Annotated in this window: 14 protein-coding genes; 11 read left to right on the top strand and 3 right to left on the bottom strand. The window is 40.4% G+C overall.

The window, feature by feature from the left end:
- Positions 1–111 precede the first annotated feature (111 nt).
- Positions 112–1,098: an integron integrase gene (locus tag Q0852_RS22710; protein WP_299022497.1), complete on the bottom strand. Its 987-nt coding sequence runs from the start codon at positions 1,096–1,098 to the stop codon at positions 112–114.
- A gap of 89 nt (positions 1,099–1,187) precedes the next feature.
- Here Q0852_RS22710 and Q0852_RS22715 point away from each other — a divergent pair, with 89 nt between their 5' ends.
- Positions 1,188–2,141 (top strand): IS1595 family transposase, encoded by a 954-nt coding sequence (locus Q0852_RS22715; RefSeq protein ID WP_299022499.1) that lies wholly within the window; start codon positions 1,188–1,190, stop codon positions 2,139–2,141.
- Positions 2,142–2,157: 16 nt separating this feature from the next.
- Here Q0852_RS22715 and Q0852_RS22720 read toward each other — a convergent pair whose 3' ends face one another.
- A complete protein-coding gene (locus tag Q0852_RS22720; protein WP_299022501.1) occupies positions 2,158–2,391 on the bottom strand; it encodes a helix-turn-helix transcriptional regulator in 234 nt (77 codons plus the stop codon).
- 9 nt (positions 2,392–2,400) lie between these two features.
- A complete protein-coding gene (locus Q0852_RS22725; protein ID WP_299022503.1) occupies positions 2,401–2,949 on the bottom strand; it encodes a DUF2975 domain-containing protein in 549 nt (182 codons plus the stop codon).
- A gap of 801 nt (positions 2,950–3,750) precedes the next feature.
- Here Q0852_RS22725 and Q0852_RS22730 point away from each other — a divergent pair.
- From Q0852_RS22730 to lspA, 10 genes are all read left to right on the top strand, one after another.
- The gene (locus Q0852_RS22730; protein WP_299022505.1) at positions 3,751–4,383 is read left to right on the top strand and encodes a Vat family streptogramin A O-acetyltransferase; all 633 of its coding nucleotides are present in this window, start codon (positions 3,751–3,753) and stop codon (positions 4,381–4,383) included.
- A 121-nt stretch (positions 4,384–4,504) separates the two neighbouring features.
- Positions 4,505–5,041 carry a hypothetical protein gene (locus Q0852_RS22735; RefSeq protein WP_299022508.1) on the top strand — a complete coding sequence of 179 codons (537 nt, stop codon included), beginning with the start codon at positions 4,505–4,507 and terminating at the stop codon, positions 5,039–5,041.
- A 75-nt stretch (positions 5,042–5,116) separates the two neighbouring features.
- The gene (locus Q0852_RS22740) at positions 5,117–5,266 is read left to right on the top strand and encodes a hypothetical protein (protein ID WP_299022510.1); all 150 of its coding nucleotides are present in this window, start codon (positions 5,117–5,119) and stop codon (positions 5,264–5,266) included.
- 551 nt (positions 5,267–5,817) lie between these two features.
- Complete coding sequence (locus Q0852_RS22745) at positions 5,818–6,291, top strand: hypothetical protein (RefSeq protein WP_299022511.1); 474 nt, start codon at positions 5,818–5,820, stop codon at positions 6,289–6,291.
- Positions 6,292–6,419: 128 nt separating this feature from the next.
- Positions 6,420–6,962 carry a hypothetical protein gene (locus Q0852_RS22750; protein WP_299022514.1) on the top strand — a complete coding sequence of 181 codons (543 nt, stop codon included), beginning with the start codon at positions 6,420–6,422 and terminating at the stop codon, positions 6,960–6,962.
- 63 nt (positions 6,963–7,025) lie between these two features.
- A complete protein-coding gene (locus Q0852_RS22755) occupies positions 7,026–7,253 on the top strand; it encodes a hypothetical protein (protein ID WP_299022516.1) in 228 nt (75 codons plus the stop codon).
- 425 nt (positions 7,254–7,678) lie between these two features.
- Positions 7,679–8,185, top strand: coding sequence for a hypothetical protein (locus Q0852_RS22760; protein WP_299022518.1), 507 nt, complete (start codon positions 7,679–7,681; stop codon positions 8,183–8,185).
- Between the two features lie 200 nt (positions 8,186–8,385).
- Positions 8,386–8,523, top strand: a complete 138-nt coding sequence (locus Q0852_RS22765) for a hypothetical protein (protein ID WP_299022520.1) — start codon at positions 8,386–8,388, stop codon at positions 8,521–8,523.
- A 322-nt stretch (positions 8,524–8,845) separates the two neighbouring features.
- The gene (locus Q0852_RS22770) at positions 8,846–9,367 is read left to right on the top strand and encodes an SseB family protein (protein WP_299022521.1); all 522 of its coding nucleotides are present in this window, start codon (positions 8,846–8,848) and stop codon (positions 9,365–9,367) included.
- 2,138 nt (positions 9,368–11,505) lie between these two features.
- Positions 11,506–12,006, top strand: a complete 501-nt coding sequence (gene lspA / locus Q0852_RS22775; RefSeq protein ID WP_299022523.1) for a signal peptidase II — start codon at positions 11,506–11,508, stop codon at positions 12,004–12,006.
- The last annotated feature ends 716 nt before the right edge of the window (positions 12,007–12,722 follow it).

The following is a 12,722-nucleotide window of genomic DNA, read 5'->3' on the forward strand; positions in this document are numbered from 1 at the left end:
ACAAAAACGAGCAGGTAGAAATAATGTTTACCTGTCACAAGTCCTTACGGGGCAAGGGGCTTCGTAATCTTGCCCTGATGGGATTTCAGTATCTTAGGCGGTAGCGTGCAGTTACTTGTTGTCGAGCGGACTTCTGACTCCGCTTTTGTGTAGTCCAGCAACATGGGTGTAGATTTGAGTTGTTTTTATATCTGAATGCCCTAGTAACTCTTGTATATTTCTCAGATCTGTTCCGTTTTCGAGTAGCCTAGTTGCAAATGAATGTCGAAAAGTATGGCAGCCTGCTTTTTTGATGATCTTGGCTGCCCTAATAGCTTTCATCACATGTTTTTGAACTGTTCTATCAGTAATGTGATGCCTCATAGTTTTATCAGTGCGTGGGTCTACACTGAGTTTCGAAGCCGGAAACAGATATTGCCAACCGTAGCCTTTTGCTTGCGTTGGAAATTTTTTTGCTAATGCATATGGCATATAAACTTCACCAAACCCATGATCGAGATCTCTGTCATGAAGCATAGTTACCATGACTATTTGCTGTTTTATTGGTGTGTGAAGTGCATGGGGGAGGAGTGTTTTTCTATCTCGGTTGCCTTTGCCATTTCGGACTGTAATGGAACTTGTGTCTAAATCGATATCTGCAACCCGTAATCTTACCGCTTCATTGATTCTTAGGCCGCTACCATACATCAGTTGCGCGATGAGTTTTGAGGGTAAGGGAAGGTGGTTGATAACGTCTATTGCTTCTGAATGGCTAAATACTTCCGGAACTTTTGGTCCTCTTTTGGCTTTTTTGAAAATAAGAGATTCGGTGTTTTGTTTGAGTAACTCACGACAGAGAAATACTAATGCATTAAGAGCTGTTTTTTGAGTGTTGGGAGAGACATTTTGTACATTTACTAAATGATCAAGATATCGGCTAATATCTGCGGCAGATATATCTTGTCGGGACTGATAATCACAATATTTAATAAAGCTTCTAATCCAATGTATATATGTTTTCTCTGTTGAGTAGGCAAGGCCTCGAACACGGATGAATGATGTAACCTCGGCAATAAAGTTACTATTGATAGATGAAATTGGCAGTGGGATGTCTTTCATAGCGCTGTGTATCCATGGTTCTGTTGTATTTCTGTGTTGTTAAACTATACTCACAGTAACGACTAGGTTCATTCTTGAGGCGCTTTGTCATGAAAAACATAGCACTGGACTCAATTTTACAGTTAATCCCCTCCTTAAGCTATGTTGACACCAAGCGTCTTAATTATTCAGTAAAACAGAAGCTAGATTCAGATATAGTCGGCAAGGTTGTAGCAGAACGAGAGCAAGTGGTTTGCGAATGTCCTCACTGTCATTCACCTGAATTCGTTAAGCATGGTGCTACAGCCAAAGGTATTCAGAGATACCGTTGCAAGGGATGCAAAAAAACATTTTGCTCTCTGACCAAAACACCGCTATACAGGATGCGAAAGGAAGATAAGTGGCTTAGTTACATATCTATGATGTGGGATGGAGTAGCACTGAGAAAAATCGCGAAAACCTTAAATATTAGCCTGAGAACAGCCTTTTTCTGGCGACACCGATTCCTTCGAATGCCCGATACAAACCAGCCATCCAGCTTTACGGGTATTATCGAAGCCGATGAAGCATTCTTGCCAGAGTCGTTCAAAGGTAAAAGGGAAATACCCCGAGAACCCCGCAAAAGAGGCGGAGGTAGAGTACCGCTCGTGCCAATTCTAATTTCATACCAACGTGGCGATAAATTTACCTATAAGGTGATGGATAGGAATACGAAAGAAAACCTATCTAACGCCATTACCCCTTTATTAACAGAAGGTTGCTGCCTTTGTACAGATGGCAATTTATCCTATAAGAGTATCGTTGAAAAACTGGATATTAACCTCGATCACAAGCGTATCATTGCTTCTGATGGTCGAATTGTTGACGGGATCTATCACATCCAGCACGTCAATGGTTTCATTAGCTTATGGAAAGAGTGGTTAGGCCGTTTCCGTGGTGTTGGAACGGCCTATGTTAAACATTATCTAGCTTGGTATATCTGGATGAGAGATAAAAGCTATGGTGAAGAGGATCTTTGGCTGAAAGAAGCTACAGGTCAAATGTATTGGTTACAGAGAGAATAAAGCACTAACCAGCAAATTAACTTATAGAATCGCTGTCATCATCATTATTGGCTTCAAATTCTAGGATATCACCGGGCTGACATTCGAGTACTTCACACAGTTTGTCGAGAGTCGATAAGCGGACAGCTTTTGCTTTGCCGTTCTTTAATATAGATAAATTGGCTTCTGTGATCTCAACCGCTTGTGCCAATGTCTTTAAGCGCATTTTCCGTTTAGCCATCATTACGTCTAAATTAATACAAATAGTCATGGCGAGTCCTTAAATCGTGTGACTGTTTTCATCGGCAAGAATGTAACCTTCCTTCATCACCCATGAAATGATCAAAATGACAATGCCGAACACTAGTGTTAAAAAATCCATTCCTACAAAGCTGATTGTGAAAATACGCTCACCCGGAGGATTATTGAACGACAAAATCAACGACATTAATGCATTGTAGACGACAGAACCACCAGCCCAATAAAACACAGAGTAGCCTAGCTTCTGGTAACACGTTGCATTGTTGACTGAGAAAATTTCGCCACGTTCGTAGTTACGAAATAAGCGAATAAGCACCTTTAAGGCGTACATGATAATGCCGCATAACAGCAAGCTTGCAATAGCGGCGAATGCTCGTGTTGTCAAAGAGAGTGAAAGTTGTGTGTAGCTGTCTATATCAAAGCTGAGCTGGATAACTCCTAATGAGGTAAGAAAGTCATATGGTGTTTTGACAGTTAGCCAGTAATAACACGCCATGATAGGTGTAAGCGCAAAAAGGCATTGAAAGAGTATACGCACACGGCGGCTTTGTTTTTGAATCTTGAACATAATAAGTAATCCTATTGAATTTATAATTAGATCTTAAGACAAAAACAAATGATGATCAACAATTATTTATTGCAAAACGATAAATCACGCTAAGTTTTAGGTTTGAATGGTGCGATTGATGAACTCGTATTGCGCAGTGTATTAGGGAGTCTGGCAGCATAAACAGGCTTTGAGGCAGCCCCTGCTCTTCTGAACAAATTTCGCCTATTCGTGAGATTTCAGCTTGTTTCATCATCAATGCTGAGAAATCCAAAAATTGCATTGCGCAACGCTCGGTTCTGGGAGTTGTTAAGCGTCAGACAGAGATAGCTAGCTAGATATGAGCAAAAATATGGTAAAACGACTGGCGCGATTTGCCACTGAGTAAATACGTTAACGCAGAAAGGGGCAAATGTGTGTTAGATCTGATTCGTCTATTTGATATAGCTTGGTTAAATTCTAACAACACAGAAATACAACAGAGCCGTATCCATACAGTATTTTTATTTTATGCTAGGTAACAAATTCATCCAATACAATACTTTGTGAAATGTGTTCGCTGATTTATGATAAATTCCACAATCAGCTGAAAAGCGGCTATATATCAGTTACATGTAGGCTAGATAGAAGAGAGAGATATACGAACGTCGTTCGCGTATTTCGGAGTGTTAAGTCAGTGTTTTGATAGTTAAGTTGCTGTTTAATTATGAAATTAACCAAGGGACAGGGCTGACAAGATTACGAATAATATATACGAGTGAGTTTTATGAACTTTGTTCGTTGAATATAATGTTAAAAGTCACAAGAAGTAAGGAGTACGTTTTGTTTGGTCCAAATCCTGATGATAAAGAACCAATGAAGGGATTTCCCCAAGTTGGCTATCTGAAAAACTTCATTAAAAGTGAAAATATAATCGTTGGTGATTATACATATTATGATGATCCTGATGGTCCAGAAAACTTTGAAGGTAACGTGCTTTACCATTTTCCTTTTATTGGCGATAAGTTAATTATTGGAAAGTTCTGTGCGATTGCGAAAGATGTGAAATTCATCATGAATGGTGCAAATCATAAAGTCTCTGGGTTTTCTACTTACCCATTCCAAATCTTTGGCAATGGTTGGGAGAAAGTCATGCCGAAAGAAGGTGAGCTACCATTTAAAGGTGATACTGAAATAGGTAGTGATGTTTGGATTGGTTATGACGCAACAATAATGCCGGGTGTCAAAATCGGGCATGGTGCAGTAATCGCAAGTAAATCCGTTGTCACAAAAGATGTTCCTGCTTACAGTTTTTTTGGTGGTAATCCAGCAGAACATATTAAAGACCGATTTGAGCAGCCAGTAATTGATGAGTTACTTCGATTAGCATGGTGGGATTGGTCTCCAGAAAAAATCACATCAAACCTTGAGGCTATTGTCGGTTGTGACCTTTCAGCACTTCAGTACGCGAAGTGACTTTTAACAAAGCAATCAAGGTGATGCGTTACACTTGGCGGTTTTGGTACGGAGTTCGGTGTGCTTTGTTGGTTCGTTGGGGCACACCTTATTGCAGGCGTTATATTTATTTGGAGATTATGTGATAAGTAACATTGGAAAAATAATGCTTGAGAATGGAATGTCTGAATTTTCAGTTTCTATTTCTCCAGATTGGCCATCAATTATAGTGACTGGAATGATAGGTCTAGGTAGTATCTTTACATCTATTGCTGTAGCTAGAATATCAAAGAGTAATCAAATCACTCAAAATAAAGCAAAGAAAGCAGAGCTGAGACAGATGTGGGTTAATGAGCTGAGGGACGACATTTCAAACTTCATCTCTGTATGCATCATCATAAAGGTGAGAGCTTTAAACGATATTGAATATCAAAAGAGCGGTGAGATCTATTCACACTTTCAAACGCTTTTTGAATATAGAGCAAAAATACGCTTAATGTTAGATCCCCAAAAGGACTATACATTAATATTGAACTCATTGATTGACGATGTTTACAGGTCAGTTAGTCGAAAGGAGATTGATACTAAAGAATTATCCTCTTATTTAAATGCTTTTCAAGAACAGTCAGCACTATTATTAGAGAAAGCATGGTGTGATATCAAAGACGAATTTGAATAAACTTAGTTTCAACTTTGAAGTGCGACAAATATAACAAAGGCATCAAGGTGACACGTTACACTCGGCAGTTTTGGTATGGAGTTCGGTACGCTTGGTTGGTTCGGTGTCGGTGCACCTTATGCCCGGCGTTATGGCTTAAAAGCACAGGTAACGAGGCTTTCGCTTAAAGGTCTGTGGGTAAAGCTTAGCGGCTACCAAGCAGATCTTCTCAGGCGATATAACTGAACGCTTTCCTGTATAACGAACTGTGAATTTGGCGGGCTTTGTTCGCAGCACGCTTGATTTGCCAGTTGTGCTGGCTGTTAGAAGTGCCCGAAACTTCATCGAAAACCAGCTTTCAATTTTTGGCTAAGGGTTATCAGATTTTAATCTTTGCTATTTTCCCTGAAGCTTCCGGTTTATATCAGTAGGTAAGGAGCAATCCTTTCTTAATTAGCTGCAGAACTAATTCCTCTCAAAACCACCTGCACAAAATCCATTCAAAAGAGGCTAGGTGCCTAATATTTAAGGCCAAAATTGAGCGATTTCAAACTTATACCTTTTGTTTGTTGTATGATGCCTTAATCATATGGCAGGTAAATAATTCTGTTCGGCGGTAGCGTGCCAAATTCAAGTTAACTGATTGAAATATAGCCATAACAAAGGCATCAAGGTGACACGTTACACTCGGCAGTTTTGGTCTGGAGTTTAGTGCGCTTGGTTGGTTCGGTGTTGGTGCACCTTATGCCCGGCGTTATGTTTTCTTCTTTACATTTGAGTAGTAAAAAGGGTTGTAAGTGAAAAATATTTATTTTTGGGATTATAAAGCTGTAGCTAAACGATTGTACAACGGTGATTTCACAGAAACTGACTCACTGAGGCAGTTTGTTGCATTGATGATCATTTCAGGTATATCAATACCAGTTCCTTTCTCGTTTTATATTATCAGTGTGAATAAGCCTATTGCTCTTGACGTGTTTAGCTTCATCCTTTCTGGTGTTATTGCTTATGTAGGCTATTGGTGGGTATATCAATCACATGTCAAAAATGAAGGAAGTGAATTTTTTCTGAAGCTAGCAGCATTAGAGTTACCTATTGGTTTTAGAGTGGCGGTTTTTGTTATTTTACCATTTATGCTTCTAAGCATCCCGCTCCTACAAGTTATTACTTCACAATTATTAGCTCAAGGTCTGGGACTCGTAATGGGTATCGTCGCTGCCATAGTGCATTTCAGATTATTGAAATCAGCCATTTGTTATTCTGAAAACTAAAACATAACAAAGGCATCAAGGTGACTTGTTACACTCGGCAGTTTTGGTTTGGAGTTTGGTGTGCTTGGTGGGTTAGTCGTGGCGCACCTTATGCCAGGCGTTAAGTGTTTTCAAAGGTATTTTAGTTTATGGGTATAGCAGAAGATGTTGAAAGTCTAAGGGGTAACTGGAGTTCACTATCTAAAACGTCAAAAGTTATGTTCTTTAGTTCCTTAGCGTTGTCGTTTCTTTCAATAGCATCATTAGCTGACGGTGTTCATAAAATGAAAGGGTTCGTTGCTGAAGCTATTCATTTTTGGCATTGGATTGGTGGATATGCAGCTGAAACTGCATTGTTGCTTGATATAAAAATTGAACAGTGGCAATTGGATTATTGGGCCGTAATTTGCCTTGTGTTTGTTCCATATACTATCGAACGATGGAAGGTATTTGGGGTAAAGGGCAACTTAACACGTTTAGGCTTATTTCTGTCCGCGTTATACATGCCTTTTGTTAAAGGCCAGTTTTATTCAATGAATGTTGCTGGGCTTGTCTATGTTTCTACTTTACTTGTCATCTTGTGTCCGCCAAGAACTGCTGCATTTAATTTTATTGCAGTTCGTATGGTAGTTCCCCCAGTAGGTGTAGCGATCGTAGCAGCCATAGTAGAAGGGCTTAGTCGCCCAATTTAGTTGCACACTTAACAATGCAATCAAGGTGATGCGTTACACTCGGCGGTTTTGGTATGGAGTTCGGTGCGCTTTGCAAGTTCAGTGTGGCACACCTTATTGCGGGCGTTAGGCATGCTGAAGAGCGGCTTTGTTTTTATTGGTTATTTCTTCGCTCAAGAACGATGCCACAAAGGTCATTCGTTCATCGCAAGGCTGTCCATAAAATATGGCAAAACGCAGGTTGCTTCATCAGTTGTTGCCTTTAGCTCCGGCAATGAACCCTCGCATTTATTCAACGTTACAGTGCAATGAGCGGATTGTCGGTTTCTCAGCCTATTAGTCCGGTGATACAGCCCTAAGAAACACTTCATCAGGTTGTCATGCAAATGTATTTGGTTCAAAGCGTTGATAGTTCATGGGAAAATACAATTTCGAGGTTGTTGTATCCCATGTTTAAAGGCGGGATGCGTTGAGAGTTCGCCTCCCAAGTTAGGACAGTGCACATGGAAATGCCTAACAAAGGCATCAAGGTGACACGTTACACTCGGCAGTTTTGGTATGGAGTTCAGTGCGCTTGGCTGGTTCGGTGTTGGTGCACCTTATGCCCGGCGTTATAAGCAAAAAGAGCGTAATAAGTAAATTTGCATTAAGTCATGAAAGTCATTTTTTAAAACATGTAACACTTAATTACTAACTTTACTGACGAGCATGATTATTAATTGGGCTGTAGGTGAGTAATGGCTTATATAAAACACTTTATAAACGGAAAACCAGAACATAAAGCTAAATTTGAGGCTGTTGAATCAAGTATCCCTCTAGATGTAAAAGTATTCAAACGAGGAGATACAGGTGTAGCAGAGATAGTTTCAGATGCTAAAGGGTATATTGCAAAGATAACTAGTGTAGGTATTGAGTTAAATGGAAGTGAAGTAGAGCAGGTTATAAATGGTAAGTTTGGTTTGTTTGGGTGGTTATTAAAATATCCTCACGAATTTATACTAAGTGTACGAACTGATTCATGGATAGGTGGAAATACTTGTTTTAAAAAAGATGGCCAAGTTATCGGTAAAATCACATATGGTGGTGGTTTAATATGGGCTATGATGCGGTGGATAAAAATTAGGTGCTGGGTATATGAGCCTAAGTATATAAAAATTGATTTTAATGAAAATTTGATAGAGCCGCATTTAGCTTTATGTTTATTACTGGTTGAATCTTGTAAACCTTTTTCTCCATCGTCATGACAGCTAATAAATACGGTGAAATTAATGTTGGCTCTATCAGTCTGCGGGTTTTGCTTATAACAAAGCAATCAAGGTGATGCATTACACTCGGCGGTTTTGGTATGGAGTTCGGCGTGCTTTGTTCGTTCAGTGGGGCACACCTTATTGCAGGCGTTATGCCCCTAAAAGCTAAGTGTTTTCTGTACAAAAGCTTCGCGCACATGAACACCATCTCTCTGGCAATTTCGTACATCAACCGGCTGCTCCTTGAGTTCATCGAAATGTCGGTTGTTAATGTATTTGCTGCCATCAATTTCGAGCTGTTTGGCTCATGCTTAACTCGAGGCGTTCTTGGTTGAAACGGTGTTTCCCTTGGCTATCAGTCTGGCGTTTGCAGCCTGTGTGACTCCGCATTTGTTGTCATGCAAATCAGGTGTGCTCAAAGTCGCTGAAAGTCAGTGGGAATATTGAGTTGGTAATTGTTGTAAGTTTTATCGTAGGGCATCACGCGTGGCTTGTTTTGCTGCCAAGATAGGGAAGCGTTTTTGGTGAGGCATAACAAGGCAATCAAGGTGATGCTTTACACTCGGCGGTTTTGGTTCGGAGTTCGGTGCGCTTTGCTGGTTCAGTGGGGCACACCTTATTGCAGGCGTTAGCCCCTTAATGGCAAAGGTTCTTATAATGAAGAAAAAGTGGTGGATTGTTTCTTGTTTTATATTACTTTCATCGTTTTCATTGATAGCAAACGATGAAACTTCTGGTGAAGTTACCAATATTTCATTGTTATCCTCAATCCGTGAGGTTGAGGAAGATAGAAGTATTGAAAATGTCACGAAAATGATTGAGGAAATAAATAAAGCAACATATGTTGTTGCAATATTTCCAAATCAGTTGACAGAGAATAAGCGTACTGATGATGGAATTGTCACTATAAAGGCAGGTCAAGAAATTAACTATATGACATTAAAGTCGACTGATGGAAATATGTATCTTCCTATATTTACTGATATACAGGCAAAAGATTATTTTATAGAAGAAGAATCTGATGCATTAGTTTATCCTGCAAAAGAGCTCTGGAAGAAGATTACGCTTATGGATAATATTCATGGTGTTGCAATTAATCCTGGTTTACAAAATGTTCCATTGGAATTTGAGTTGATAAAACAAATAAATCCAGATGTTTTCGGAGAAAATCAGGGCTAACAAAGCAATCAAGGTGACCCGTTACACTCGGCGGTTTTGGTATGAAGTTCGGTGTACTTTGTTGGTTTAGTGTGGGGCACCTTATTGCAGGCGTTATGCACCTTAGAGCCAAGTGCATCAATGGTTGAATGTTCACCGTTTACTACCACGATTTCTCTGACCATTCGTTTAGCGAAAGGCTGCCAGAAAGTTCGGAGAACAGCTGGTTGTATTGTCCTTTTCTGCCTTTTGCTCAAGCAATTCAGCATTGAGTTGTCAGCGTTACTCTGCTCTGAAAGTGCTGTTGCTTGTCTTTACCCATAGTTTGGTGCAGCAGCCAATCAAGACCGTATCAGGATGTCATGCAAGTTGGTCTGGCTCAAAGCGTTGAAAGTAAATTGGAAATATCAGAATCTGTGTTTGTTGACTGCATGTCGCAAATTCATCACGCGTGGAAAGGTCTTCGGCCAAGTATGATCGAATCAATGGATGGAGTTGCATAACAAAGCAATCAAACGGACGCGAACACTCGGCAGTTTTGGTTTGAAATGGCTCCGTGATTACGGCGTTTATAGTAAGTAAAGTTAAATTCGCGCCGCTTATTGCAGGCGTTATGGCTTAAAAGCACAGGCAACGTGGTTTTTGCTTCAAGCTCTGTGGGTCAAGCTTAGCGGCTATTAAGCCAATCTTCTCTGGCGATATAACTGAACGCTTTGCGGTATAACGAACTGTGAATTTGGCGGGCTTTGTCCGCAGCACGCTTGATTTTACAGCAGCATACGCAGTTGGAAATGACAGAAACATCATCGAAAGAAAACTATCAAAATTGTGCTTCGGATTATCGAGTTTCAATTCTTGCCAATTCTCCCCGAAGCTTCTGATTTATATCTGTTGGTAAAAAGCAATTCTTTCTCCAGTGGCTACTGATTTTACGAGTTGGTTCATGAAGTTATGTATCAATTTCTGTTCGGTTTTTAACGGTAGGGTAAACTGGCAGGCATTCGAGCAGATATTTCTGTAGCGGTAGCGTATCTGGTAAGTGATTAAAATCCCTTGAGTTTGCCATAACAAGGCAATCAAGGTGATGCGTTACACTCGGCGGTTTTGGTACGGAGTTTGGTGTGCTTTGCTGGTTCAGTGGGGCACACCTTATCGCAGGCGTTAGGCATGCTGAAGAGCAACTCTGTTTTTATTGGTTATTTCTTCTCTCAAGAACGATGCCACAAAGGTCATTCGTTCATCACAAGGCTGTCCATAAAGTGAGGCGAAACGAAGGTTGTTTCTTCCGTTGTTGCTTTTAGCTCCGGCAATGAACTCTCGAATTATTCATCGTTACAATGTAGTGAACGGATTGTCGGTTTCTTTGACTATCAGTCCGGTGATGCAGCCTTAAGGAACACTTCATTAGGTTGTCATGCAAATGTATTTGGTTCAAATCGCTGATAGTTCATGGGAAAATACAATTTCGAGGTTGTTGCATTCCATGTTCGAGGACGGGATGCGTTGATCGTTCAACTCCCAAGTCAGGACAGCGCACATGGAAATGCCTAACAAAGGCATCAAGGTGACTTGTTACACTCGGCAGTTTTGGTATGGAGTATGGTGCGCTTGGTAGGTTAGTCGTGGCGCACCTTATGCCAGGCGTTAGGCATGCTGAAAAGCCACTATGTTTTTATTGGTTATTTCTTCGCTCAAGAACGATGCCACAAAGGGCATTCGTTCATCGTAAGGCTGTCCATAAAGTATGGCGAAACGCAGGTTATCTGATTCATTGCGGCCTTTAACTCTGGCAATGAATCACCACATTATTCATCGTTACAATGCAGTGAAAGGGCTGTCGGTTTCTTTGGTTATCAATCCGGAGATGCAGCCTAAATGAACTCCTCACTAGGTTGTCATGCAAATGTATTTGGTTCAAATCGTTGATAGTTCATGGGAAAATATAATTTCGAGGTTGTTGTGTCCCATGTTTGAAGGCGGGATGCGTTGAGAGTTCATCTCCCAAGTTAGGACAGCGCACATGGAAATGCCTAACAAAGGCATCAAGGTGACTTGTTACACTCGGCAGTTTTGGTTATGGAGTTTGGTGTGCTTGGTAGGTTAGTCGCAGCGCACCTTATGCTAGGCGTTACAAGCTTAAAAGGAAATACAGAGGTTACATGGATATTTGTAAGAGAATTCAAGTGGTATTTTTGGTTAGCCTTTCGTGTATTGGCTTGGATCAAGCCACAAAGGTATTAGCCTCTCAAGAACTCTCAAAAAATGTAATGATTAGCTATTTTTCAGACTTACTTCGTGTGGGTTATACGGAAAATATCGGTGCTTTCTTGGGGCTAGGAAATACACTTTCTGATGAGTATCGGTTTGGCTTTTTTGTTATAGCGGTAGGTACTTTTCTTCTAGGTCTGTTGGCTTACATCGTTACCAGTTCAAAACAAAATTTATCTTCATTAATTGCATTATCAATGGTGTTTTCGGGTGGTTCTAGTAACTTTTATGACCGAGTTACAAATAATGGTGCAGTTATAGATTTTTTAAATGTTGGTATAGGCTCAGTTCGTACAGGTGTTTTCAATGTTGCAGATGTGGCAATTATGATCGGGGTCTTGATGCTTTTATTACCGCATAATAGTCTTAAAATTCAGCGTGCTAGCTTGTAACAAAGGCATTAAGGTGACACGTTACACTCGGCAGTTTTGGTTTGAAGTTCAGTGCGCTTGGTAAGTTTGGTGTTGGTGCACCTTATGCCAGGCGTTATGGCTTAAAAGCACGGGCAACGTGGTGTTAGCTTCAAGTTTTCTAGGTCAAGCTTAGCGGCTACCAAGTCGATCTTCTCTGGCGATATAACTGAACGCTTGTCGGTATAACGAACTGTGAAATTGTCGGGCTTTGTCCGCAGCACGCTTGATTTACCAGTTGCTCTTGCTGTAAATAATGCCAGAAACTTCATCGAAAACTAGCTTTCAAATTTTGGCTAAGGTTTATCAGATTTTAATCCTTGCTCCTTTTCCCGAAGCTTCTGATTTATATCAGTTGGTAAAGAGCAATTCTTTGTCCTGTGGCTACTGATTTTTCTAGTTAGTTCATGAGGTTATACACAAATTTCTGTTCGGATTTTAATGGTAGGGTAAACTATCTCGCGTTCGAGCAGATTTTTCTGTAGCGGTAGCATGTTTGGTAAGTGATTCAAATCCCTTGAGTTTGCCATAACAAGGCAATCAAGGTGATGCGTTACACTCGGCAGTTTTGGTTTGAAGTTCGGTGCGCTTGGCTGGTTCAATGGGGCACACCTTATTGCGGGCGTTATGTTCTTAGGGAGAAAACTTGAGATTCATCGTTATTTCACTGATATGTTTTTACCAGAAATACATATCAC

The sequence above is a fragment of the uncultured Photobacterium sp. genome (assembly GCF_947502415.1).
Taxonomy (GTDB): Bacteria; Pseudomonadota; Gammaproteobacteria; order Enterobacterales; family Vibrionaceae; genus Photobacterium.

Excerpts from the sequence above, each read along its gene's own strand:
- Q0852_RS22710 (WP_299022497.1), bottom strand. The coding sequence starts at position 1,098 with ATGAAAGACATCCCACTGCCAATTTCATCTATCAATAGTAACTTTATT.
- Q0852_RS22765 (WP_299022520.1), top strand. The coding sequence starts at position 8,386 with ATGAACACCATCTCTCTGGCAATTTCGTACATCAACCGGCTGCTCCTT.
- Q0852_RS22760 (WP_299022518.1), top strand. The coding sequence starts at position 7,679 with ATGGCTTATATAAAACACTTTATAAACGGAAAACCAGAACATAAAGCT.
- Q0852_RS22750 (WP_299022514.1), top strand. The coding sequence starts at position 6,420 with ATGGGTATAGCAGAAGATGTTGAAAGTCTAAGGGGTAACTGGAGTTCA.
- Q0852_RS22715 (WP_299022499.1), top strand. The coding sequence starts at position 1,188 with ATGAAAAACATAGCACTGGACTCAATTTTACAGTTAATCCCCTCCTTA.
- Q0852_RS22740 (WP_299022510.1), top strand. The coding sequence starts at position 5,117 with ATGGAGTTCGGTACGCTTGGTTGGTTCGGTGTCGGTGCACCTTATGCC.
- lspA (WP_299022523.1), top strand. The coding sequence starts at position 11,506 with ATGGATATTTGTAAGAGAATTCAAGTGGTATTTTTGGTTAGCCTTTCG.
- Q0852_RS22770 (WP_299022521.1), top strand. The coding sequence starts at position 8,846 with ATGAAGAAAAAGTGGTGGATTGTTTCTTGTTTTATATTACTTTCATCG.
- Q0852_RS22725 (WP_299022503.1), bottom strand. The coding sequence starts at position 2,949 with ATGTTCAAGATTCAAAAACAAAGCCGCCGTGTGCGTATACTCTTTCAA.
- Q0852_RS22720 (WP_299022501.1), bottom strand. The coding sequence starts at position 2,391 with ATGACTATTTGTATTAATTTAGACGTAATGATGGCTAAACGGAAAATG.